Source organism: Psychrobacter urativorans (genome assembly GCF_904846675.1).
In the GTDB taxonomy this organism is placed as follows: Bacteria; Pseudomonadota; Gammaproteobacteria; order Pseudomonadales; family Moraxellaceae; genus Psychrobacter; species Psychrobacter urativorans_B.
The window spans coordinates 137374-161741 of record NZ_CAJHBT010000002.1 but is presented as its reverse complement, the minus strand read 5'-3'; the positions used below and the strand labels follow the sequence as shown (position 1 = coordinate 161741).

19 protein-coding genes are annotated in these 24368 nt (G+C 44.0%); 9 read left to right on the top strand and 10 right to left on the bottom strand.

Going from position 1 to position 24368, the window contains the following annotated elements; translation table 11 throughout:
- Nucleotides 1-4: 4 nt before the first annotated feature.
- Together JMY06_RS02060 and JMY06_RS02055 are read right to left on the bottom strand one after the other, a co-directional pair.
- Nucleotides 5-1612, bottom strand: a complete 1608-nt coding sequence (locus JMY06_RS02060) for an inorganic phosphate transporter (protein ID WP_201615746.1) — start codon at nucleotides 1610-1612, stop codon at nucleotides 5-7.
- A 587-nt stretch (nucleotides 1613-2199) separates the two neighbouring features.
- A complete protein-coding gene (locus tag JMY06_RS02055) occupies nucleotides 2200-3912 on the bottom strand; it encodes an ATPase (protein WP_201615744.1) in 1713 nt (570 codons plus the stop codon).
- Nucleotides 3913-4182: 270 nt separating this feature from the next.
- Between JMY06_RS02055 and JMY06_RS02050 the strand changes: the two genes are divergently transcribed.
- The 5 genes from JMY06_RS02050 to JMY06_RS02030 all read left to right on the top strand — a co-directional run bounded on the left by JMY06_RS02050 (nucleotide 4183) and on the right by JMY06_RS02030 (nucleotide 10041).
- Nucleotides 4183-4893, top strand: coding sequence for an FFLEELY motif protein (locus JMY06_RS02050; RefSeq protein WP_201527900.1), 711 nt, complete (start codon nucleotides 4183-4185; stop codon nucleotides 4891-4893).
- Between the two features lie 54 nt (nucleotides 4894-4947).
- Nucleotides 4948-6012 (top strand): bifunctional demethylmenaquinone methyltransferase/2-methoxy-6-polyprenyl-1,4-benzoquinol methylase UbiE, encoded by a 1065-nt coding sequence (ubiE, locus tag JMY06_RS02045; protein WP_413786878.1) that lies wholly within the window; start codon nucleotides 4948-4950, stop codon nucleotides 6010-6012.
- Nucleotides 6013-6102: 90 nt separating this feature from the next.
- Nucleotides 6103-6702 carry a hypothetical protein gene (locus JMY06_RS02040; protein ID WP_201615742.1) on the top strand — a complete coding sequence of 200 codons (600 nt, stop codon included), beginning with the start codon at nucleotides 6103-6105 and terminating at the stop codon, nucleotides 6700-6702.
- 180 nt (nucleotides 6703-6882) lie between these two features.
- Nucleotides 6883-8544, top strand: coding sequence for an ABC1 kinase family protein (locus JMY06_RS02035; protein ID WP_201615740.1), 1662 nt, complete (start codon nucleotides 6883-6885; stop codon nucleotides 8542-8544).
- 75 nt (nucleotides 8545-8619) lie between these two features.
- On the top strand, nucleotides 8620-10041 hold the full coding sequence (locus JMY06_RS02030; protein ID WP_201615738.1) for an FAD-binding oxidoreductase: 1422 nt from the start codon (nucleotides 8620-8622) through the stop codon (nucleotides 10039-10041).
- A 122-nt stretch (nucleotides 10042-10163) separates the two neighbouring features.
- On the opposite strand, the gene ruvB is transcribed toward JMY06_RS02030, so the two are convergent.
- The 5 genes from ruvB to JMY06_RS02005 form a co-directional block, all read right to left on the bottom strand.
- Nucleotides 10164-11141 carry a Holliday junction branch migration DNA helicase RuvB gene (gene ruvB / locus JMY06_RS02025; RefSeq protein WP_201615903.1) on the bottom strand — a complete coding sequence of 326 codons (978 nt, stop codon included), beginning with the start codon at nucleotides 11139-11141 and terminating at the stop codon, nucleotides 10164-10166.
- Nucleotides 11142-11342: 201 nt separating this feature from the next.
- A complete protein-coding gene (ruvA, locus tag JMY06_RS02020) occupies nucleotides 11343-11963 on the bottom strand; it encodes a Holliday junction branch migration protein RuvA (RefSeq protein WP_201615733.1) in 621 nt (206 codons plus the stop codon).
- Between the two features lie 90 nt (nucleotides 11964-12053).
- Complete coding sequence (fba, locus tag JMY06_RS02015; RefSeq protein WP_201615732.1) at nucleotides 12054-13091, bottom strand: class II fructose-bisphosphate aldolase; 1038 nt, start codon at nucleotides 13089-13091, stop codon at nucleotides 12054-12056.
- 338 nt (nucleotides 13092-13429) lie between these two features.
- Complete coding sequence (locus tag JMY06_RS02010) at nucleotides 13430-13870, bottom strand: hypothetical protein (protein WP_201615731.1); 441 nt, start codon at nucleotides 13868-13870, stop codon at nucleotides 13430-13432.
- A gap of 204 nt (nucleotides 13871-14074) precedes the next feature.
- Nucleotides 14075-15283: a phosphoglycerate kinase gene (locus JMY06_RS02005; protein WP_201615730.1), complete on the bottom strand. Its 1209-nt coding sequence runs from the start codon at nucleotides 15281-15283 to the stop codon at nucleotides 14075-14077.
- 315 nt (nucleotides 15284-15598) lie between these two features.
- Here JMY06_RS02005 and JMY06_RS02000 point away from each other — a divergent pair, with 315 nt between their 5' ends.
- On the top strand, nucleotides 15599-15928 hold the full coding sequence (locus tag JMY06_RS02000; protein WP_201527891.1) for a TraR/DksA family transcriptional regulator: 330 nt from the start codon (nucleotides 15599-15601) through the stop codon (nucleotides 15926-15928).
- 99 nt (nucleotides 15929-16027) lie between these two features.
- On the opposite strand, the gene JMY06_RS01995 is transcribed toward JMY06_RS02000, so the two are convergent.
- On the bottom strand, nucleotides 16028-16711 hold the full coding sequence (locus JMY06_RS01995) for a thiamine phosphate synthase (RefSeq protein WP_201615729.1): 684 nt from the start codon (nucleotides 16709-16711) through the stop codon (nucleotides 16028-16030).
- Between the two features lie 137 nt (nucleotides 16712-16848).
- Entirely contained in the window at nucleotides 16849-17913 is a 1065-nt protein-coding gene (locus JMY06_RS01990) for a serine hydrolase (protein ID WP_201527887.1), read from the bottom strand.
- A gap of 461 nt (nucleotides 17914-18374) precedes the next feature.
- Here JMY06_RS01990 and JMY06_RS01985 point away from each other — a divergent pair, with 461 nt between their 5' ends.
- The 3 genes from JMY06_RS01985 (at nucleotide 18375) to JMY06_RS01975 (ending at nucleotide 22714) form a co-directional block, all read left to right on the top strand.
- Nucleotides 18375-19010: a response regulator gene (locus JMY06_RS01985; protein WP_201527886.1), complete on the top strand. Its 636-nt coding sequence runs from the start codon at nucleotides 18375-18377 to the stop codon at nucleotides 19008-19010.
- 29 nt (nucleotides 19011-19039) lie between these two features.
- Nucleotides 19040-20866 carry a sensor histidine kinase gene (locus JMY06_RS01980; RefSeq protein ID WP_201615728.1) on the top strand — a complete coding sequence of 609 codons (1827 nt, stop codon included), beginning with the start codon at nucleotides 19040-19042 and terminating at the stop codon, nucleotides 20864-20866.
- A 162-nt stretch (nucleotides 20867-21028) separates the two neighbouring features.
- Nucleotides 21029-22714, top strand: coding sequence for a sigma-54-dependent transcriptional regulator (locus tag JMY06_RS01975; protein WP_201615727.1), 1686 nt, complete (start codon nucleotides 21029-21031; stop codon nucleotides 22712-22714).
- 112 nt (nucleotides 22715-22826) lie between these two features.
- Here the strand turns inward: JMY06_RS01975 and JMY06_RS01970 are convergent, their stop codons facing one another.
- Entirely contained in the window at nucleotides 22827-24353 is a 1527-nt protein-coding gene (locus JMY06_RS01970; protein ID WP_201615726.1) for a S41 family peptidase, read from the bottom strand.
- Nucleotides 24354-24368 lie beyond the last annotated feature (15 nt).

Sequence of the window (24368 nt, the reverse complement as noted above, 5' to 3'; positions counted from 1 at the left end):
ACTATTAGAATATTTGTTTCAAAATCATAAAGCTAGCTGCCGACATTATTGCTGCAGCAGGTAAGGTTATCACCCAAGCAAGCCCGATTGGTTTCATCAACGCCCAGTTGGTATCTTTATTAACGATACCAATACCTAAAACAGCACCGACTAACGTATGGGTACTCGATACGGGCAGACCCATTGTCGATGCGCCCATGACCACCGCAGCAGCGGCAAGCTCGGCTGAGAAGCCGGATGCCGGATGCATCTTCGCAAGGCTCGTACCCACTGTCTGAATAACTTCTTTACCAATGAACCAAAGGCCGACAATCAGTGATACACCAAAGGTTAGCATCACCGCTGGCGGTACGGCAGCGTGTGAGGCAATCTCATTAGTACGAATCACATCCATAATGGCAGCAAAAGGTCCCACCGCGTTAGCAATATCGTTCGAACCGTGACTAAAGGCAAATGCTGAAGCCGTAAACACCTGCATCCAGCTGAACATAATAAAGGTCGCTTTGGTCAAATCTTCTTTATGCTTACCACGGATACTTTTAGTATAAATGAAGGTCGCAAGCCATACTAGCGCCCCTACCATGCCCATGAATAAAAAGGCATTTAAGTTGGTCATATTATTATTGACGTTTTTAAGACCTTTAAACACGACCATGGCAGTCATTACTACAGCGCCCATAGCGGCAATAATAGGCACCCATTTTTTCAGCGCTTTTAGAGTATCTAAACCATTACGTTCATTCTCAATGTCGAACAGATTCTGATAATAATCCGTTTCTAAGTCTTCACGAACACAGTCGTCATCTTTATAAATATCTTGGTCGCGCAGCATGGCTGAAGTATAAGCCAACTGCAAGGATTCTGAAAGACTGTCAAGGAACTCTTTATGATTTTTCTTAAGGGCTTTTTTTTCGTCTTTGAGCTCACCAATATGGGCTTCAGTCTTATCATTATAATCAATAATATTCTTTTTGATTTGTCCATACAGTAAGTAGGCAATCACACCGCCTAACAAAGGTGATGCAACCCAAGAAATGGCAATCTGACCGATTGTCGCCCAATTAATGGTCGAAAAGGCTGTGGCACTACCACCCAAATCAAAGCCAAGCACAATAGAGCTGCCAACGACACCGCCAATAATGGCGTGAGTGGTAGACACCGGTAAACCTTTGCGCGTCGCGAATAATAGCCAAAAGGCCGCGGCGATAAGTGCCGACAACATCACATAAATAAACTGGTTGGGCGATACTGACAAGCCATCTAAATCGACGATGCCTTTGCGAATGGTATCCGTGACCTCACCGCCAGCAAGAACGGCGCCTGATACTTCAAAAATCGCTGCCACACCCAGTGCTTGCGGAATGGTTAACGTGCCTGCGCCGACAGAAGTACCAAAGGAATTAGCAACGTCGTTACCACCAATATTGAATGCCATAAAGACACCGAAAGCAGTGGCAATAACAAACAATAAGGTCTGTTGGTGCATGGTGTAATCAAGACCCCACCATAAAAAGTAGCTGGTCATCCCGATAAGAAGGATGGCAAAAAACAGATTAATTCTCATAGTGCCGACGTCTTTGACGGACTCTGTAGAATGATTGCTAATACCCATAAATTGGTACGCCTTGCGTGAGCTTAATGAAGATACATGCAATTGATAACATTGCTATTACGTGTGCGATGTTAATAATGCAACCGCACGACCCTATAAAATAACGTAGACTTAGAGTATATAAATAAGCGCTGACGCAAACTATAGGTGACATAATTTAGGCAATATCATCTCCTCTTGCTATAAAATAGTAGACACGAATTATTCCGAATACTCACCTGCCATCATGTTAAAACTGGTTATGATAGACGGATATTAACAGCCGTGGACTAAAACTAATGCGGCGGGCGACATAGTAATAGGTAGCATGACAAGTGGCAAATAAAGCAACTTATAAAAATACTCAACATAAGCTCACTAAATATAATATCACTTTATGGCTTACCTCATGTAACTTGTGTTTTGCATCTTGGAGATTCTATTGTATGCGCAAGCACTGATGACAAGCATAAATAATGACTAATAATGTTGCATAAATAGCACCATTATTAGTTTGCATCGGTCATCGCGCGCCTATTATATTAAATATAAGTGCACAATGCATGATGAAGATGACAAATTTTTTAGGATGTGGATATTAGGGAATGTTATAAACTATTTTCGAGTTGGGAGATGGCATGGTCGAGGACTTGTAAACGAGCGCAGCGCTTATCATTGGTCGCCACTACGCACCATGCCGCAGCTGCGGTATCTGTGCGCGCCAACATATCAGCCGCCGCTTGCACATAACCTGCCCACTTATCACGGTTACGCCAGTCGTCATCAGTAAGTTTAAACTGTTTATGCGGAGTATCATGACGGTTCTCAAAACGTTCTAACTGCTCTTTTTTATCAATGGCCAGCCAATATTTGAGCACCACCGTGCCTACCGCTGCCAAATCCGCTTCAAAGCGATTAATCTCAGCATAAGCCCGTTGCCATTCAGTGGCAATGGCAAGACCCTCGACACGCTCAACCAATACTCGCCCATACCATGTGCGATCAAAGATAGCGATACGGCTGATGCGGTCGGTTTGCTCATTGGGCAACCGCGTCCAAAAACGCCATAGATAGGGATGCTGCAACTCATACTGCATCGGTGCACCGATATTATAAATTTGGTATTCGCGTGGATCAAGCGGCGCAACCAACCTTTTGATGGCTCCCCCCTTGCCTGCCGCATCCATACCTTCAAAAGCGAACACTACATGACGATCTCCGCGCGCGCGCAGCAGTTCGGCAAGCTTGGTTTGTTTAACAGCCAGCTCGTCATGATAATCAGACTTGTCCATATCGGGGTCATCAGTATCTGTCAGTAGTTTGGGTAGCTCTACCGGTACAAATTTAGATTTATCGCTAGACTGCTTATCACTGCTACTATTATCATTTTCGTCCGTATCAACAACAGACACACGGCTAGTGGCGAGCGCCGTTTGCATCGCTTGTAGCACTTCATGACAAAAATGGGTCGCCGCTTGTGATTTATCACGCCCATCGATAATGACCCAATTCCCTTGTTGCCGTAGTAGCGTGGCGGCAACCTTATTAAATTGTGCTAAGACCTCAGCATTACTCCAGTCGATTTGGTACAAAAACTGTGGGTCTGATTCATCATCCTCTAACCGCTTTTGTAAAGTTTCATCATCGACATGAAACCAGCACTTTAGTAATTTAGTTTGGTTAGCAGCAAGGTCATGCTCAAATACTTCTAGCTCAATAAGCTGCTGCTGCAGATATTCTTGCCACTGAGTAATAGGTAGTTCTTGAGAATCCCGTTCTTGAGGGTCGTGCCCTCGTTTGCTTTTAGAGGATTTATTCTTGGTTTTATCATGATCAGCCGCCATGCGCATGACATTATATAGCAAGTCCGCATACCAGTTACCAAAATAGACCATCACGTCACCGTGACGTGGCATGGCTTTGATATGTGCCTGCCAAATAGGCTGATGCATCAGTGATGGATAACCGATGGTCGCCTCGACTTTCAATAACCGTGGATCTACCCATTGGCGCAACTGCGTGACAGCTGTGCCCTTGCCTGCCTGCTCCATCCCATTAACCAACACGAGCAGTCCTGTAGGTCTATTGGTTGTCGGCGGCGTTAGTTGCCGCGTGGCTCGCAAGGCGAATTGAGCAGTGACTAATGCTAGTCTAAGCGTATCTTTATCCATCGAAAATCGACTTAGTGGGTTGGGGATTAGACGCTGATCGACCACTTGTTCACTAAATTGGGCGCTCACCGCTTGTAGGGGTTGCTGCTCTTTAGGTTGTTTATTGTTTTTTTTATCATCTGGCCTGTTATCCTGTTTATTTTTTGACATTTTTATTCTCATTATCCTATTATTAATGGGCATGCAGGCTTAATAGCGGACATCTATAAATATTAGCATTGACAGATACCATAAATAACGTTGCTATGTAACAGTTTGATATTTGTATTCTGCTTTAATTTCTTTTAAGGTGACGTACTATAATAGTGCTATGCTTTGCCATTTATGTCTATCACCGTTTTATCGTCGTTTATTTTATAAACCTTGTATCAAAACTATTTTACTTAATACCCCATTTTTATTTATAGAGGATTGCCTGCCATGTCTGCTTTATCTGAGCTACAACACCATTTAACACGTTATTGGGCGCTGCCTTATCACGAAGATGCCGCCCTTAGTGCCAAACTTAATGAGGTACAAGTATGGCAACGGGCACGTCTTCAGCGCACTCATAGCGATTTGTTCGAGCAACCAAAAAACAAGCCCATGGCTAACTATTTTCTCACCCAATTGTATGGTGGCGATGATTTTAAACAATTGGCTGAGCAGTTGGCACGTATCCTACCTAAAGCCAAAAAGCTTGAGCGCCTTGCTAAGGAGACTGCATTAGAGACCGGTAGTATGGCGATTCAAGCCTCAATTTTAGCGATTGAACTGGACATGCACTTGGCGCAGTGGTTGGTAGCTGAAGACTTGCCCGTTAGTGAAGAGAATATGCTTGCTGCCTACCGCGCCGTTGATGAAGCGGATGCGCGCCGTACCCAGATTAACAACCTTAAAGAGGTCTGCTATCGGACTGATAAATATCTCAATTCTTTCATGCTGAAAAAGGCGTTTGCATTGGCTAAAAACGCCGCCTATCGCCATCACTATCAGCCACTTTATGATTTTATTGATGCCGGCTTCACTGCTATGAAACCACTAAAGAGTGTTAGCGGTTTTATTGAACCATTCTGCAAGCGCGAGTTGAAGATTATTGATCAAGTTCACGCTAGCGGCAATGACGGCAAGGTCGCAGCGTTTGGTGTATGATAGTCTGATCAAATTTCACTTAATAAACATAAAAACAAGTAACCGGATATTCTCATGACTGACACTGCAAACAATAATTTAAATAGCGACAATGCTACTGATAACACGCAAACTGCCAACGGCCATATTCAAGATAAATTGGTCAAAGACAGCATTGTTCATAATCAAGATATCAGCGCCAAGGCACAAGTACGTCAAAGCCCTGTGATTGATAATACCGAATTTACCCAAGTTGAAGACTTGCCGACGGGAACGCCGCAAGGTCAACAAACGACTATGCCAAGCGACAGTGCCAATAGCAACACATCAACGCCAAAACAAACGGCTTTCAATCAACGTGATGATATCAATAATCCGCACACGCCTGACACTGACGGTACAGAAGAAACGCATTTCGGCTATAAAACCGTCAATAAGTCTGAAAAACAAGCCCGTGTCGCTGACGTCTTTACTTCAGTTGCCAAAAAATACGACATCATGAATGACTTGATGTCATTTGGTATTCATCGTTTATGGAAGCGCTATGCCATTAGCTTATCAGGCGTGCGTGCCGGCCAGCATGTGCTCGATATCGCAGGCGGTACGGGCGACTTAGCCAAAGTACTTAGCCGCGAAGTCGGCAAGAATGGCCACGTGGTATTGTCTGATATTAATGCTGCGATGTTAGAAGTTGGTCGTGAACGTCTTATTAATGCCGGCTGTAACAACGTCGACTTTGTATTGGCCAATGCTGAGACTTTAGCGCCATTCGAAGACAATAGCTTTGACTTATTAACCATCAGCTTTGGTTTGCGTAACGTGACCGATAAAGATGCGGCGCTACGTGCCATGTATCGTGTGCTTAAGCCAGGCGGTCGCTTGCTAATATTGGAGTTCTCAAAACCTATATTTGAACCCTTATCTAAAGCGTATGACCTCTATTCTTTTACGGCGTTACCGCTGATGGGCAAGATTGTCGCCAATGATTCTGAGAGCTATCAGTATTTAGCGGAATCTATTCGCATGCATCCCGATCAGCAGTCATTGAAGCAAATGATGGAGCAAGCAGGATTTGAAAACTGTGATTATAACAATTTAACCTTCGGAATTGTGGCAGTGCATCGCGGCTTTAAAGCTTAGTTAACACTCATCGCTGAAGAGTAATAATCGAAAGATGACAGCCGAAAGGTGATAACTCTTCAGCGACCTTATTCAACATGTGAGAGTATTATGCTAACCGTATTACTTTTGGCAGGTGCCGAAAAGCTGATGAATATCGCTATTGGTAGTGATGAGATTACCCAAGCAGGGCTTACGCCGCTTGTCGGTAAAGTATTGCGGCTCAATATGGCGATGCCTAAAATACAGGTAGATATTTTATTCAATCATGAGCGCTTGCGCTTTGAGCCGGTCAGCACTGACAGTGTGTTTGAGACAAACGGTAGTTACTCAGATAATCGCCAGCAAGCAGATTTAAATATAGCGCGTCTCGGTCACAGCAGCCCAGACTGTATTATTAGTATTGAGAATCCAGCGCAACTGCTGAATCTAATGCGCGGCGCTGAAGATAGTTTACCGATTGCTGGCGATTATAAAGTACTGATGCAGCTCAAACAGTTAATGGCAGGCTTTGACCTCGATATCGCCGGACAACTCGAGCCACTGATTGGTACGCCCATGGCCAGCCAATTACAGCTGCTGATTTCCCAGCTTAAAGGTAGCTTTCGCCATAATGCCAAGCGAGCCTTCGACGATGTCAGTGATTGGGCCAATGATGAAGAATCAAGATTGGCTCATATCAAAGCGAAACAAGCACGCTTAACTCGCTAATTATCAGTTAATCATTAATTAGCTGTTAGCTCGCAAGCGAATTTAGTACATGAAATCTATAGATGCTGAGATCTGTTAACAGGTCTCAGTTTTAGTATTAGCACCTTTATATCTGCTCACCTATTCGCGTATTTATCTAAAGTACCCTTTTATAGTTCCCATTTAGAGTGTTTACTGCCCATGCTTTTATCTCATCGAAAACGTCTACTTGAGCTTTGGCGCATCGCAGCAAGCTATCGTATCGACACCCACATCCCTCTTGATGACGCACCGCAGTTGCAACCTATTGCACGACTCATTCGTCTGCATCCGGCCGCTTGGGGTAAAGGTCATCAGCCTAATGCCATTAAATATGCGCTAGAAGACATGGGTACGCTGTTTTTAAAACTCGGACAACTGCTGTCGACTCGCCGTGATTTGGTCACCCCTGAGATCATTGAGCAATTAATTCAGTTGCAAGATAAAGTAAAGTCTTTCTCGCCTGACATTGCTATTACCCAAATTCAAGACCCCAAGCATGGTCTCGGTCAATCTATCGAGACCTTATTTGCGCGCTTTGATATTAAGCCTTTGGCAGCAGCTTCCATAGCCCAAGTTCATACCGCTGCGTTAGCCGATGGCCGCGAAGTAGTAGTCAAAGTCGTGCGTCCTGATATTCGCAATACTATTATTGCAGACTTTGAGCTATTACGTGATCTAGCTAACTGGGCTTCCGCCCGTATCGAAGCGGCGCGCGCAGTGCATATTATTGATATTGTCGAGGACTATCGGCAAGTGATGCTCAATGAGCTGGACTTGACTTTAGAGGCAGAAAACACTACTCAGATGCGTAACAACTTCTTAGGTTCTGCATTGATGTATGTGCCAGAAGTCTATGATGCTGCCAAAAATGTAATGGTGATGGAGCGCATTCAAGGTGTACCCATCTCACAAATACATATTTTTGATCAACTGGGCTATGATCGAGCGGCTTTGGCAGAAAAAGGGCTGACTATTTTCTTTACCCAAGTCTTCCGTGATAACTTTTTTCATGCCGATATGCATCCGGGTAACGTCTTCGTTGAAACCCCGCCGGTTAAGACTCTGACGGCTAATATATCGCCCGTTGATTTGGGACACGAGCCTCGCTATATTGGGCTTGACTGTGCCATCATGGGTACCTTATCCAAAGGCGATCAGCTGATTGTGGCGCGCATGCTGCTGGCGGTCATGAATAATAATTTTACTGCCTTAGTAGATATTGTCAGCCGCGCCGGCTGGATACCGCCTAATACTGATAAGCATGCTTTGATGCGTGATATGAAGCGCACAGTAGGGCCAATGCTGCAGAAGTCTATTAATGAGATTGATTTTGCGGGCGTCTTGATGCAAATTTTGGATATCGCGCGCCGGCATCATATGAGTATCCCGCCGCAGCTGATGCTCCTACTTAAGACATTAGTCCATGTTGAAGGCTTAGGGCGCGACCTATATCCTGACTTGGACATTTGGTCACTTGCTAAACCAATTTTGAGCAGTTGGATTAAAGAACAGCTCGACCCAATGCGTAATTTACAACAGCTACGTACCCAGCTGCCAGAGATTTTATTATCCAGTACCGACATCCCTAAACTGCTTGATCAAGGGCTGCAAAGTCTCGCTTCTCAAGGTGCGCGGCAAGACAGCCAACTGCGTGAAATTCAACAAATTCACGCTGACATGCTCAACGACCGCCGTCGCGACTGGATAGCGTTAGCAGGATTTGGCTTATTTATTGCCATTGCTACCCAAGTCATTGGCTGGCTGGCACCGGTCTTTTATATTTTAGCCGGGCTGGCAGTTATTTGGCGTATTTTAGCTTAAGAGAAGTCAGCAATTAGCACATTAATTTATTTTATAAGTTTAAAATAGCTAATACTTTATTCATAGGAGTCATTTATGACTACTTCTGCAACCCAACTTACCTATTCTCCAGCTGACCATAGCGCGGCTATTAACGCTTTGCAAGCGCAGTTCGGCAAGCAGCTGAGTGTGAACCAAACTGTGCGTGAACAGCATGGCCATACCATGACTTGGCTAGCCAATCAGCCGCCAGATGCGGTGCTGACTGCCCATGATAAACATGACGTTGCTACCGCAGTACAGATTTGCAATCAGTATGAAATGCCAGTGATAGCTTTTGGTATTGGTTCGTCCTTAGAGGGTCAGCTGAACGCGCCATATGGCGGACTATGTATCGATATGCATTCGTTAGACGCTATCATTCAAGTCAATAATGAAGACCTTACGGTGACGGTACAACCAGGGGTTACCCGTGAGCAGCTAAATCATTATCTACGCGATACCGGGTTGTTTTTTCCGATAGATCCAGGTGCCAATGCCAGTATTGGCGGCATGGTGGCGACTCGTGCCTCTGGAACCAATGCCGTACGTTACGGCACGATGAAAGATGTGGTTCTAGCGTTAGAGGTGGTCACAGCAAGCGGTGAAATTATTCGTACGGGTACTCGCGCCAAAAAGTCGGCGGCAGGTTACGACTTAACACGGCTTATGATTGGCTCAGAAGGCACGTTAGGTATTGTCACTGAAGTCACGCTAAAACTGTTTGGGCTAAGCGAATGTATTGGTAGTGGCTTATGTCACTTTAAAACCATTGAAGACGCCTGTCAGGCAGTGATGCTAACCATTCAAATGTGTCTACCAATTGCTCGTATTGAGCTGCTTGATGCCCTGCAAATTAAAGCCTGTAATCAATACGCCAACCTTGATTTAGTTGAAACACCAACGCTGTTTGTTGAGTTTCATGGTACCGAAGCTAGTGTCCGTGAGCAAGCGCAAACCTTTACTGACATTATCGAAGAATTTGGCGGTACGGACTTTGTTTGGGATACCGATGAGGCTGAACGCAAACGTCTCTGGCAAGCACGGCATAATGCCTATCATGCCAGCTCTGCCCTACGACCAGAAGCCAGTGCGCTGTCTACTGATGCTTGCGTGCCTATTTCACGTCTAGCGGAGTGCGTCAGCGCTACAGCAAAAGATGTTGAAGAGTCAGGGATGATAGGCCCTATTGTCGGTCATGTCGGCGATGGTAACTTCCATGTTTTATTATTAGTAGATACCAATAATCCAGAAGAAGTAGCGACCGCCGATGGTATTATTAGTCGTTTAGCGATACGGGCGATTGAAATGGACGGCACTTGTACTGGTGAGCACGGTATCGGACAGGGTAAACAAAAGTATATGAATCAGGAACATGGCAGTGCCGTTGCCATGATGCAAGCTATCAAATCTGCCCTTGACCCTAACAATATATTAAATCCCGGCAAGATATGGCCGCAGCCTTTAGTAGTTACATAATCAGTAGCAGGATAATCACGGCAGTCGCGGCAGAATAAATACCCGTTATATAAAGTAAAAAAGCGCCTACTTTATTCCTTTAAAGTACGCGCTTTTTTGTTCTACTTGCTGGTGTAGAACAACTACATCTGATCAATCGCCATTTGTGTCAGTACCCGGCCACGGGCAGTGCGCAACACATGACCTTGCTGAATTAAATACGGCTCAATGACATCCTCTAAGGTACCGCGATCTTCAGCCATAGCGGCGGCTATGGCCTCCACCCCTGCTGGCCCCCCGTCAAAGCGCTCATGTAATATCTCAATATAGCGCCGATCCAAATGATCCAAACCACGTCTATCTACCGCTAGCATATCCAGTGCGCTAGCAGCAATCTCGCCATTGATTCGACCATCAGCTCTTACTTCAGCATAATCGCGCACTCGGCGTAATAAACGGTTGGCAATCCTTGGTGTACCGCGAGCACGGCGGGCAATCTCGATCGCCCCATCCTCACTCATCACAACCCGCATCAAACGTGCCGCACGACTAACAATAGTAGTCAAATCAGCGATATTATAAAACTCAAGCCGCTGGACAATACCAAAACGATCGCGCAGCGGTGAGGTCAACAACCCTGCCCGCGTGGTCGCAGCCACCAGCGTAAACGGTGGCAAATCAAGCTTAATAGAACGCGCGGATGGCCCTTCACCAATCATAATATCTAACTGAAAATCTTCCATTGCTGGATAAAGAATCTCCTCAATCACTGGACTAAGGCGATGAATCTCATCGATAAATAGTACATCACCCTCTTCCAAGTTAGTCAACATCGCAGCTAAGTCACCGGCACGCTCAAGTACTGGTCCTGATGTTGCGCGCAGATTGCCGCCCATCTCACGGGCAATAATATTAGCAAGGGTCGTTTTACCCAAACCTGGTGGACCAAAAATAAGAGTGTGGTCTAGCGCCTCATCACGCGCACGCGCAGCGCCGATAAAGACTTCCATTTGTTCACGTACGACCGGCTGACCAATATATTCAGCCAAAGATGCGGGGCGAATGTTAGCATCAGGAGCGTCACCTGCCCCTTCTAGCGGATTAATCAAGCGGTCTTGCATCATAGGTCTTATCATTATATGAAAGGAAAGTTATAAAAAAAATTATAGAAAAACAGTAAATAGCATAGCTAAATGGCACAACTAAGCCTAGCAGATAAGTCGGACAAATACGTCATAAACTGATAGGCAGCATAAAAACAAGCGACAACCAGTGTCGCTTGTTAGTAGGATATCATATATTAATAGATTAAATTTACAGCGCTAAAATCCAGACAACTGCTGGAGGGTGGCTTTTAATAAACCTTGGGTATCTTTAAAGATATCGCCGTTACTTTTTGCCGCTTTAATCGCTTGCTGGGCTTCTTTTTCTTTATAACCCAAGCTGATAAGAGCACCTTCTACTTCAGCAATGATACTGCCTTCGTGAGACACAATAACAGACTGACTGCTGAACTCTACGGAGCTGTCATCAACTTCGATGTTTTTAAGTTTGTCTTTAAGCTCAATCAATAAACGTTGGGCAGTCTTTTTGCCTATACCGGGGATACGCATCAATGCAGTTTCTGAATCTTGCTCGACATGCATTTTTAGCTCAGCCGCTGACATAGCAGACAACATCGCCAAGGCCATTTTGGCACCAACCCCATTAATCTTAATCAATTGCCGAAAGACATCACGCTCTTTACGATCGATGAAACCAAAAAGCAGCTGCGCATCTTCACGCACATGAAAATGCGTCCAAATACTGGCTTGTTGATTCAGCTGCAACTGACAAAATGACGGCAGTGGCAGCTCAACATCATAACCCACACCAGAGGTAGTCATGATACAAGCGGTCGGTGCCACTAAATACTGTACCTGCCCAGTAATCAGTCCTATCATACTTACCACCTTTCATCATTAGTGAAATAAACTATTAAGCCCGCTTACTGATATCAATTTATTGATAAATAGTTGGTTATTAATAAAAATCTACTGATAAAAATCAACCATACTTTCCAGACTAATCGCCCGAATCTTATCTGCTTGACCAGCTGAGCCAAAAGCTTCAAAACGATTGGTACAAATATCTGACATCGCAACCATTGAGGCTTTGAAATATTTACGCGGATCGAAATCGCTCGGATTGTGCACTAAATACTGACGAATCGCACCGGTTGACGCTAGGCGTAAATCCGTATCGATATTGACCTTACGTACACCGTGCTTAATCGCTTCAACGATTTGCTCAACGGGCACGCCGTAAGTTTCGCCAATATCACCGCCATATTCGTTGATGACTTTTAACCATTCTTGCGGTACTGATGAGGAACCATGCATCACCAAATGGGTATTCGGAATGCGCGCATGAATCTCTTTTACGCGCTCAATGGATAAAATATCACCGGTCGGTGGACGGGTAAACTTATAAGCACCGTGACTGGTACCAATAGCAATCGCCAGGGCATCAACGTTAGTATTTTTTACAAACTGCTCCGCTTCGTCAGCACTGGTTAATAGCTGCTCATGACCAAGCACGCCTTCCGCTCCAGAACCATCTTCTTCACCGGCCATACCTGTCTCAAGGCTACCTAAGCAACCAATCTCGCCCTCTACTGAAACACCGCAAGCATGGGAAAACTTGACCACTTCACGGGTAACGCTGGCATTATAATCATAATCCATTGGGGTTTTGCCGTCTTCCCCTAACGAGCCGTCCATCATTACTGATGAAAAACCAAGCTGGATTGAGCGCTGGCAGACTGCTGGTGACATGCCATGATCTTGATGCATTACTACTGGGATATGTGGCCATTCTTCAATAGCTGCAATGATCAAATGCCGCAAAAAAGCAGATCCAGCATAACCGCGCGCGCCCGCACTGGCTTGTACAATCACCGGTGAATTGCAGCTATCTGCCGCCATCATGATCGCTCGCATCTGCTCTAAATTGTTCACGTTAAATGCAGGGACACCGTAGCTGTGCTCAGCGGCGTGATCTAAAAGTTGACGTAAGGAAATTAAGGCCATAAAACACTCTCTAATTGAGTTTTAAAAATGGTTACGATTTTGGATAAGGTTACTGGGTATTGCTGCACTATTCTAACAACCGTCGTCAGGCGCCGATTATAGCAAAAATTGTCAACCTCTCGCAGCTGTTACGCCAGTATTTATCTGTCTGGCACGTTTTCTTATTATTCACTCAAATTAGTTGCTTAAGTTGATTGGTTAGACAAACGCAAAAAAGCCTTGGTCATAACCAAAGCTTTTTTAAAATTAACATTTTATTTTTTAGTAATGTTAAGGTTTGTTTTTCTATAGCCTAATACTTTTAAATCTTAATATTACTAAGTATCCGTACTATAAAATTAGTACTGTTGGTCTGCAGAAACGGCTTCTTTAATAGCTGGGTCAGCCTGTAGATTAGTATCTGGCTTAGCATTTGCATTAGCAGCGACATCAGAGGCGCCGTCAGCCACAGAACTTGCGCCTTTAGCAACAGCGTCAGCAGTACCTTCAACAACGGTGTTAGCGCCGTCGGCAATTGCTTCACCAGTGTTTACAACCGCGCCAGCAGCAACAGCACCAGCAGTTCTAGCACCATCAGCAAGATCTTCACCAGAATTTTGAGCGGCAATCTCAGCTTCGGTAGTTGCTTCTCGAGTATTAGCAGCAATATCATTACCAGCTGACTCAGCAGCCGACTCAACATTACCTGCATCCGCTTGTTCTTCAGTTTGTTGGCTACATGCAGTGACTGCAAAAGCACCAGCAAGAACGCTAGCAAGTAATAAATGACGTTTTAACATAATGAACCTCTAGTAAATAATGCATGTCAATATATATAGTAGCGTCATTTTATAGACAGCATTTAAGACATGCAATAACAATTTTCAATAGATTAACACACAATTAACTGCTCAATAGTAAACAGTAATCGTTAGCTATTATCTCCGCTAGACTACCTCAATTACTCGCCAGACGTTGTACCCCTAGTGTTACTGGGCTTGAGCTTACATTTGTAGTGCTGCTACTGCTGGTAAGGTTTTGCCTTCGACGAACTCTAAGAATGCCCCGCCGCCTGTTGACATATAGCTAACACCATCTGCTACTTCGTATTTGTCAATTGCTGCCAAAGTATCACCGCCACCGGCAATTGAAAATCCTGAGCTATCTTGTACGGCTTTGGCTAGAATTTTAGTACCTGCGCCAAAGGCATCCACTTCAAACACCCCAACTGGGCCATTCCACAAAATAGTTTTAGCCTTAACAACCGCTTCTGCTAGTTTTTTAGCACTTTGTGGTGCGATGTCCAATATCATATCATCGCTAGCAATTGAATCTACGGCTTTAACACTGGCCTTAGCATTTTGCAGCGAGCCAATAAAGTCCGCGAAATCAATCTCGTTTTTATCAGCAACGACTACATATTCAGGTAATAAAATCTCAGTTTTATTCATAATGTCACGGGCAGTATCTAACAAGTCCGCCTCATATAGAGACGCGCCAACATTATGACCTTGTGCCGCTAAGAAGGTATTAGCAATGCCGCCCCCCACGATGATTTGCGTGCACAATTCAGCCAAGCTATGCAGTACTTCAAGCTTAGTAGAGACTTTGGAGCCGCCAACAATGGCTAACATTGGCTGGGCTGGTGTTTCTAACGCTTGGGTCAACGCATCCAGTTCTGCTGATAATAATGGCCCTGCACAAACTATTTTATCCGCTTGGCGCATAGCTTGAGTGACTCCTTCTGTTGAGGCCTGCGCCCGATGGGCAGTTCCAAAAGCATCCATCACAAACACATCACACAAACCAGCATAAATTTTAGCCAAGGCGGCATCATTTTTCTTTTCGCCTTGATTGAAGCGGACATTTTCTAACAACACTACTTCGCCGGCTTGAACGGTGATGCCTTCAGTCAAATAGTCACTATTAAGAGTCACTGGCTGCTTAATTTGCGTGCTCAATTTATCAGTTAGATAATCGGCAACCGGTGCCAGCGAATACTGAGCTTCAGGCTTGCCTTCGGTCGGTCGGCCTAAATGTGAGCAAACAATGACCGCAGCGCCTTTGTCTAACGCCATCTCTATAGTTGGTAGACTCGCTTGCAGGCGGGCATCACTTGTCACCTTGCCATCTTTAATGGGTACATTTAAGTCTTCACGAATCAATACCACTTTTTCAGCTAAAACCAGCTCACTCATACGCAAAAAATTCATCACTTGCTCCTATTTTAGATAACAATCTGTTATTTATGGACAATACTAAATATCAACGATGCCGTTATTAACGGCACATTTTTTATATGGTCATAAAGGTTTGGTTGGTTTAGGGCGTGAGTGTAGCATAAGGCGAACTTTTCTAGACAGTCAATCAGACAAAACTTAGCGGCTAATTGATAGTTATATTAATAGCAACTATAGCGAAGCTAAAAACCCAGTAACATTTCGTGGTGGTACTACGCCAGCGCGGCCTTTATTATGGAGCAGTAAACAATAACAAATACCAGAACTCATACCCATTAGGAGATAATAATGAGCATTGATTTAGATACTGCCAAACAAAAACTATTAACACTTAAAGAAGAATATGAAACCCGTATTGATAAGATAAAAAATGATATTCAAAACCCACAAGACGAGCTTAATAAAGATTGGGAAGACCAAGCAATCTCTATTCGTCAAAACGATACGCGCCAACTCCTATCGGCAGAAGCACAACAAGGTCTCATCTATGTTCAAGAAGCGCTAAGCCATATTGAAAACGGCACTTATGGCGAATGTGAAGTATGCGGCAAAGAGATACAAGAACAACGTTTGGAAGCGGTCCCTTACGCGACTTTATGTATGGAACATGCTGAGTAAATACATAAGCCCTTATTTTATAACCATTTACCAGTTAAGCGCGCAGCAATTTGCGCGCTTTTTGATTATTAGGATTTAGATCGTTAACCAACAGCATTATTAAACAACATACTGTTTATCTAGAGCCTGCTGCCACTGTTGACAACGCACCGCTATTTTATCCACTGGCAAGTCCATAATATCACCGACTACTGCAATATAAGTCAGCGGTAAGTCAGCTAATTGATCGATATTTTCAGCAGTTAAACCACCAATCACACAAATATCAATCTCTTGTTGGCAGCCATCAATCAGCTGCTGACGCGTGATAGTGTCGGCATTGGGTTTGGTAGTGGACGCAAATACTGCACCCATCGCTGCATAATCTGCGCCGTCATTTAGCGCTTCTTTGACCAACTCAATATCACCATGACAAGTGCGACCTATAATCTGATTGAGCGCCAGTCGCTGTTTGGCGGCACTGACATTGCCATCTTGCTGACCCAGATGAACCCCTACCCCAAGCCTAACGGCCAAGTCAATATCATCATTAATCACCACCGCAGTGTCGTATTTATGAGCTAAAGCCACAATCTGCTGCGCCTCAGCATAAAGCTGCTGCTGGCCATCGTCTTGTGCCAGTACTTCTTTGCGCCGAACTTGTAACAAACCTATCACTCCTGTTGCCAATGCCGCCCCTAACTTACGATATAGCAGCTCAAACTCATCATCGTTAGTGAGTAAATACAGCATTGGCGTTGGCGGTTTAGACTTTGGTGATTTGTGTGTTGATGATATTATCATATGCTTCCCCTTAAAATTATAGTCTTTAAACAGATATCGAAGGCAAAAAAAGGCCGCTATATAAGATAACGGCCTTTTCATATTTATATATTTTTTATCTTTATATTTGTACAAACTTATATAGCATTTAAAAGCGATTAAACCGTACGGCGCGTCGCTAAGCTATTAAGAATATTTTTAGCATCGCCCCAACGTGTTGCTGAGCTGTTAGCCCCCAGAATCACAATAATAGCAGGACGATTATTCACTCTAGTTTCCATCACCACACAACGACCGGCTTCATTGATAAAGCCTGTTTTCGAGATACCGATAGGATAGGCGCCTGAGCGTACTAGACTGCTGGTATTACCGGCTTTGTAAACCCGATTGCCACTTGAGTAGTTCGCTACAAAAAAGTCGTAACTCTTGGTAGTCGAGAAGCGGCGAATCACGTCATAGTTACCTGCAGCGCGTACCATTTTGACTAAATCATTTGATGAGGCCACATTACGCTTATCGAGACCGGTTGGGTCTCCAAAGAATGCGGTGGTCATGCCTAAGTCTTTCGCTTTACGGTTCATTGCGCGTATAAAAGCACTATAGCCGCCTGGATAATTGCGGGACAAACTTTTTGCCGCAGGGTTTTCTGATTTCATCAATGCCATCAATAACATCTCAGCACGATTCATACGATCGCCTGATTTTAGGCGCGAGCTGGCACGTTTAGGGCCAATGAAATCCTCTGGCTCAAGCGTAAGCTCTTCACGCATATCAAGCCCGCCATCTAAAACGACCATAGCCGTCATTAGCTTGCTAATGCTAGCCATAGGACGCGCAATGTTAGCGTCTTTTTCATAGATAGACTCACCTGTTTCAGCATCAATAACCGCCACACTGCGCGAATCAGTGCTAATTGGGATCATATCACTGCTACCAAAGCTGCCGCGATAGGTCGTATTATAAGTGTTACTACCGCTACCAAAGCTATTAGCATTGGTAAGTTTTGTAGAACCATAACCGTTATCGATTTTTTTGATAGCAGAGCCATTGGATTTATACATTATGTTACGAGCTTCAGATAGGCTATCAACCCCACCCCAACTCACGCGAGCACTGGATTCAGTATTACCATTAATCGTCAATGCGGCTTGGGCGGCAGTGCCCAGACTTAATGAAATCATGGCAGCAATTAATCGCTGTTTGGTTACTGGTAGACGTTTCATTCTTCCTCCGGCTATTGCTATCGCGGCAAAGTTATATAAATTAGCTATACAATTTGACACGAGTAACATATGTAGCGATTATGGATGCGTTTGCGGGCAATCGTATAGATATGGGTATGTTTGTAAGTGCTCTTATAGAGTCTTTGTACTTTTAGTGTATCATGGTTTGCATTCAAGTTTAATCTACTAAACTACCCATATCGTCTTTTTTTGTATACGGTCAATATTTGCTACACTTGCCTTGGGTATCAGTAACGTCTGTTAACATTACGCTAATACAGGACGGTTTTCGTAATATCCTATTCAAGTTAGTATAAAAGTAGTGGCTTGCAGAGGGTTCAGTACATTGTCATTAAGCATTGTGAATCAAATGTTTCCTTACATACTGTAAACTAACTCCGCAGCATGAGGTAAAATCAATATGATTTTATCACAATCAAGCAATCGCTAAGAGTATAACTATGATTCGAGTATTGGTAGTGGATGATCACGATTTGGTGCGGATGGGTATCAGTCGTATGTTAGCCGATAGCCCTGATATTGAAGTGATAGGCGAAGCGGACAGCGGTGATATGGCAATTAAACTTGCCAAACAGCTGCGCCCTGATGTGGTGTTGTTAGATGTCAATATGCCAAACATTGGCGGACTTGAAGCCACCAAACGTTTAGTACAACTGGATATGGGCATTAAAATTTTAGCCGTCAGTAGTATGGCCACCCAGCCTTACCCCTCGATGCTACTTAAAGCTGGGGCCAATGGTTATATTACTAAAGGCACACCTCTGGATGAGATGTTACGCGCTATCAAAAAGCTCCATCAAGGCGGCCGTTATTTCAGTCATGATGTCGCCGAACAATTGGTAGGTGTTTTATTGTCAGATAATGCCGGCTCGCCGTTTGACTTACTCAGTGACCGCGAAAAACAAGTGGCCATGCTAGTTGTCAATTGTCAAAGCCCGCAGCAAATTGCTGATCAATTATTTGTCAGCGTCAAAACCATTAATACCTACCGTTATCGTATCTATGAAAAAGTCGGCGTCGATAGTGACGTAAAGTTGACACATATGGCCATTCGTCATGGTTTAATTCAGCCTTAGACTGATTGGGTCATACTATTGGTCATATTATGAAATCTGCCGCATCCGCTATTACTACTGTGATGAACTATTTACATCAAGGTGATACGCTGCCTTCTGTGCAGCTGCGCCGTCTTGGGCTCATTTATAGTAGCTATCGGCTGATTATCAGTATATTTTTTATATTGATGAGCTATGCCACTATAAAATCTGATGCCAATTTGCTGTTGCCGACTTTATTACAGTTAACAGCGCTTAGTTTTTATTTATTACTAAGCCTCATCCTGTTCGGACTGTTTTATGTGGTGACCAAGCAGCGACAGCGACAGCTAGCATTTGGACTTGCACTTGATGTTATTGTTTTAAGCTTGCTGCTATATACCAATGGCGCACCAGATTTGCAGCTGACCATGCTTTATATGGTAGTGGTGGCCGCCAGCTTTATGCTATTGCATGGCTCTCAAGCCGTCATTATTACTTTATTAGCAATTATTTTTGTTATCTATCAGCAGTTTTTTTATGCCATTGCTAATAGTATGAGCCTGACTAATTTAGGTGATGCCTTATTAATATCTGTCAGCTTTTTGGCAGTAGGATTTTTAAGCTGGTCAGTCTCTCAGCGCTTGGTACATGTCGAAAAAATGGCAGCCAAGCATGCACAAGAAGTTGAGCGCCTCAATACCATTAACCAAGAAGTCATCAGTCAGATGCTAAACGGGGTAATGGTCATTGATCAAGGACACATCGTTTTAGCAAATGCTGCGACCTACCAACTATTAGGCATCGCTAATGAGCTGGCAACACCCACTCGGAGCACTCAAGCCCAGTTTAATGGTGATAGTTGGTACAACACTATATTTAAGCGGTGTCGCGAACCTGCTGCTCACCAGACAAACAACCTATTAATAACGTTCCAACAGCAAGTACAAAGTCAGCATGCTTCATTACTTGATAGCTGCTCAGCCGTCAGTGCTGGGCAGTCGCGTAGTTTTATTTATAAGCTACCACCTAAAATCAATGCATCGGTCACAAATAAGTTGCGTATCCAAATCATTCCCCTAAAAGACGCTAGCCAATTGGTATTACTAGAAGACTTGCGCCGCGAGCAAGCCTCGGCACAACAGCTGAAACTAGCGTCTTTGGGGCAATTAACGGCCAGTATCGCGCATGAGATTCGTAACCCGCTGGCAGCCATATCACAAGCCAGTCAATTGTTAATGGAAGATATTTTCGACAAAGCTGCTGACAATATCGATGGCCAAAATCCTACTAATAGCACCTCGACTACCGTGCTTGATAATGACGACCTAGCAGGCAATCATGAATTATATGAAATGATATTTGCCCAAACCAAACGCGTTAATCGCATAATTGAAGACGTATTGAAGTTATCGCGACAACAATCACCTAACCAACAACTGTTAGCGCTAGCGACTTGGATGCCACAGTTTTTGGATAATTACTTTCGTGGTCATGATGTGTTCTTACAAATTCGCTCTCAGCCCATCATCCGCTTTGATACCCATCAATTAGAACAGATTTTAATCAATTTAATCAACAATGGTCTGCGGTATAGTAGTCTCGCCCACCCTCATGCCTATATTGAGATTGAGATTTATTGTTCTCAGAACGATGTTATAATCGATATTTTGGACGCTGGTACCGGTATTGATGCGGCCAATTTAGATCAGTTGTTCAATCCATTTTTTACGACAAACAAGGCTGGTACCGGTTTAGGGCTTTATTTATCACAGGCCTTTAGTGAAGCCAATCATGCGTGCTTACTATATGTACCTGACCATAAAAAAACCTGCTTTCGCTTAATTGTTCCAGTCGCCTCTTATCCTGCAGGGGCTAAGAAGGACTGCGTTGGTTAAAAAGAGTGCCAGTAAGTTATTTACAACATCGGGCCTATGAGCGTGACAGTTTAATATCGCAGCAGAACAGTTAGTTTTAAAACAAAAGATTTAGTATTGTAACATAAGAAAGCACACAACATTTTTGCGAATTGTACCAATTGAAAAAACATGAGGTTATGTATGACAGCAACCGCGCTAGTCGTTGATGATGAAGTGGATTTATGTCGGCTGATGCAAATCACTCTGACCAAGATGGGAATAAAAAGTGACGTCGCTTATACATTAGCGCAAGCCCAAACATACTGGCAGACCCATCAATATGACTTTTGCTTAACTGATTTAAATCTGCCTGATGGTTCAGGGTTGGAGTTGGTCAAACAAATCAGTGGCAGCTCTAGCACACCGATTGCGGTCATTACCGCACACGGCAGTATGGATTTAGCCATTGAAGCACTCAAGCTCGGCGCTTTTGATTTTGTTAATAAGCCGCTTGAATTACCACGCCTACGCCAATTAGTTGACAATGCGCTAAAAGTGATTCGCCAAGATAATGATGCTGCTGCGTCTCTAAACGAGCACACACCTGAGCAACAGCTGTTAGATCACCGCCTAATTGGCGACTCTACCGTGATGCATACCCTCAAAAATACTATTTTAAAATTAGCACGCTCACAAGCCCCAGTGTTTTTATCCGGTGCATCAGGAACAGGTAAGGAAGTAGTCGCAAGATTGATTCATGACTTAAGCCCGCGCCGTGATGGCAGTTTTGTACCGGTCAACTGCGGGGCAATACCCTCGGAGCTAATGGAGTCTGAATTTTTTGGTCATAAAAAAGGCAGCTTTACGGGGGCAGTGGCGGACAAGCAAGGTCTATTCCAGCAAGCCAGTGGCGGAACATTATTCTTGGATGAAGTAGCAGACTTGCCGTTAGCTATGCAGGTAAAACTTTTGCGCGCTATTCAAGAAAAAAACGTGCGGGCTATCGGTGATACTAAAGAGGTGCCCGTCGACATTCGTATTTTATCGGCGACCCATAAAGACTTAGACCAGCTGGTACAAATCAGTGCATTCCGACAAGATTTATATTACCGCATTAACGTCATTGAGCTTAAATTACCTGCTCTTAACGCACGTTATGACGATATTCCAGCCTTGGCCCAGCACTTTTTGGCATTGATTGCCGAGGAATGGCAGCTAGACACGCCATCACAATTGACTGATGATGCTTATCAACGGTTGCAGCAACATGACTTTGCCGGTAATGTTCGCGAGCTACGCAATATACTTGAGCGGGCGATAACTTTGGCTGAAACCACAACGATTGATCTGAATCATTTAGGGCTGCCCGAGTCTGGTAATAATCCTCAATTATTAGATTTTCACCCTTTAAATAATGATCTTCTAAATACCAATACTACTGCCGCTAATAACAATACTGACAGTGCAAAAGCCACGCTTATCACTACTTCAAAATCCGAAAATATTCGGTCTAGTGCTCAAATAGCAAATGGTCACACCGCTATTAATTTGCACCCCTATCGTACCCATAATCAACCTTATCCTTCTGCTATTCAAGCCTCCAGCACTGCCAGTTTTGGTCCAAGTAGTACTCAAGATGACGCGGGTGTTAGCAAAGCATCAAATAAGCTTGAAGGTGAAATCACTCCACCCCTATCAATGCAGACTAATAGCGCTGATTTGCCAGAAAAAGGCTTAGAAGTTTATTTACAAGAACAGGAAAAGCGGCTCATCATCATGGCTTTAAAACAGACTGGCTGGAATAAAACTCAAGCGGCTGAATTATTAGGAACCACTTTTCGATCCTTACGCTACCGGATGAAAAAGTTAGAAATTGACGAAGATTAATAGTGCTACCAATGATTAACCTACTCGATAATAAGTGTTACTAGAGGCAGCACTGACAATTAGCACCAAAATTAAAAGTTAATATCAACACTTAAGTTTATTCCCTAGTCTATTATTTTTCGTTACTTAGGCTATTATTGCTACTGTCTTTTTGCACAAATCGAAGTCCCGAAGTATGTACTTGCTTACGTAATAAATCTAATGCTTGCTGTTCCCACTCGCGCTCAGTACCCGATAAGATAACATCTGGCTGCACACCGATTTTATCTATTTTTTTACCAGTAGCAGTTAGGTAATGGGCGACTGTTAACTTCACCGCTTGTTCCTCATTAAGTGGTATCACCGATTGTACCGAACCCTTACCATAGCTGACTTCACCAACGATGGTGGCACGCTGTTGCGTCTGCAAGCTGCTGGCAAGCACTTCAGCTGCAGAGGCTGAATAGCGATTTTGTAATATCACAACGGGTAGAGGTTTCAGTACCGCTGTGCCGCGAGTAATCAAGGTACGTAACTCACTTTGGCGGCTTCTTATTTGTACCACGGTAGTGTCATCCATAAATAAGCTGGCTACTTGTACCGCTGAGGTCAGTACGCCACCAGGATTGTCCCGTAAATCTAGCAATATACCGTTAACGGGCGCATCCAAACTGGTCAAGCTTTGTAAGATTTGCTCGCGGCTGGTGTTTTGAAAAGCAGGCAATTTAATAATGGCGATACCATCAACCAACCGCGTCTCGATGGTTTGAGGATGGTTGTTATTACGCTGTAATGTGGTGGTGTGTTTGCGGCGTCCCGCTTTGGAGGTGATGACATCGACTTGCGTGCCAGCAATGCCAGTGAGTAGTTGCTCAATATCATTACTTTGCTTGTCTTCATCGAGCTTAAATTCATCAATTTGGTGCAAATAATCACCAACGGCAATGCCTTTTTTATCCGCTGGGGAATTATTGATCACATCTGTAATCACCCAATACCCAACTGCTGGTTGATAGACTACCTTTATCCCAATATCACCCACGTCCCCTTCGGTAAAGGCGCGCAAGTTCTCATAAGCTTCGGCATCCAAAAACTCAGCATGACTATCCAGCTTGGTTAGCATCCCACTCATAGCGTTGCTAAACAACTCTTCATCATTCACAGAATCAACATATTCGCGGCGTACCAAATCTACTACGGCGACAAAGGTCTTTAAGGTTTCAGGCGAGATAGCATTGAGCGAGACTGTAGCGACCTCAGCTGGAATATCAGTGTTGATATAGTCCGATTCGTCGACTAAGGGATTACTATCTGGCGTTATAGCAGCATCGTTTGGCGCTATAACGCCGTTATCAATCGCAGTTATGTCGCGGGTCTCATCAATCCAATCATCACTTTCATCACCAATTGGAGCGATATCTGACAAGTCATCAGCACCATTATCTGGGCCAACCTCATCGCCTTTTAAGCTGATAAGCTGCAAACCTGCCGTTGGACTATTGGCATTCGTAGCCACAGGAGCTAAGGTAGCCGCTTGAGCGTAAAAACTGACACAACTCAACCCTAGCAGACCAATCATGAGCACAGGCTTAAAAACAACAGCCTTTATTAGATACGGCATTACTGGTTTTTCCGGTAGTTTAAAAGCTGATGAACGCATAGATGGACTCGTATA

Coding starts and splice junctions, on each gene's coding strand:
- JMY06_RS02005 (WP_201615730.1), bottom strand. CDS start 15,283: ATGAATTTTTTGCGTATGAGTGAGCTGGTTTTAGCTGAAAAAGTGGTA.
- JMY06_RS01990 (WP_201527887.1), bottom strand. CDS start 17,913: ATGAAACGTCTACCAGTAACCAAACAGCGATTAATTGCTGCCATGATT.
- JMY06_RS02010 (WP_201615731.1), bottom strand. CDS start 13,870: ATGTTAAAACGTCATTTATTACTTGCTAGCGTTCTTGCTGGTGCTTTT.
- JMY06_RS01985 (WP_201527886.1), top strand. CDS start 18,375: ATGATTCGAGTATTGGTAGTGGATGATCACGATTTGGTGCGGATGGGT.
- JMY06_RS01980 (WP_201615728.1), top strand. CDS start 19,040: ATGAAATCTGCCGCATCCGCTATTACTACTGTGATGAACTATTTACAT.
- JMY06_RS01970 (WP_201615726.1), bottom strand. CDS start 24,353: ATGCGTTCATCAGCTTTTAAACTACCGGAAAAACCAGTAATGCCGTAT.
- fba (WP_201615732.1), bottom strand. CDS start 13,091: ATGGCCTTAATTTCCTTACGTCAACTTTTAGATCACGCCGCTGAGCAC.
- JMY06_RS02040 (WP_201615742.1), top strand. CDS start 6,103: ATGCTAACCGTATTACTTTTGGCAGGTGCCGAAAAGCTGATGAATATC.
- ubiE (WP_413786878.1), top strand. CDS start 4,948: ATGACTGACACTGCAAACAATAATTTAAATAGCGACAATGCTACTGAT.
- ruvB (WP_201615903.1), bottom strand. CDS start 11,141: ATGCAAGACCGCTTGATTAATCCGCTAGAAGGGGCAGGTGACGCTCCT.
- JMY06_RS02035 (WP_201615740.1), top strand. CDS start 6,883: ATGCTTTTATCTCATCGAAAACGTCTACTTGAGCTTTGGCGCATCGCA.
- JMY06_RS02060 (WP_201615746.1), bottom strand. CDS start 1,612: ATGGGTATTAGCAATCATTCTACAGAGTCCGTCAAAGACGTCGGCACT.
- JMY06_RS01975 (WP_201615727.1), top strand. CDS start 21,029: ATGACAGCAACCGCGCTAGTCGTTGATGATGAAGTGGATTTATGTCGG.
- JMY06_RS02000 (WP_201527891.1), top strand. CDS start 15,599: ATGAGCATTGATTTAGATACTGCCAAACAAAAACTATTAACACTTAAA.
- ruvA (WP_201615733.1), bottom strand. CDS start 11,963: ATGATAGGACTGATTACTGGGCAGGTACAGTATTTAGTGGCACCGACC.
- JMY06_RS02050 (WP_201527900.1), top strand. CDS start 4,183: ATGTCTGCTTTATCTGAGCTACAACACCATTTAACACGTTATTGGGCG.
- JMY06_RS02055 (WP_201615744.1), bottom strand. CDS start 3,912: ATGTCAAAAAATAAACAGGATAACAGGCCAGATGATAAAAAAAACAAT.
- JMY06_RS02030 (WP_201615738.1), top strand. CDS start 8,620: ATGACTACTTCTGCAACCCAACTTACCTATTCTCCAGCTGACCATAGC.
- JMY06_RS01995 (WP_201615729.1), bottom strand. CDS start 16,711: ATGATAATATCATCAACACACAAATCACCAAAGTCTAAACCGCCAACG.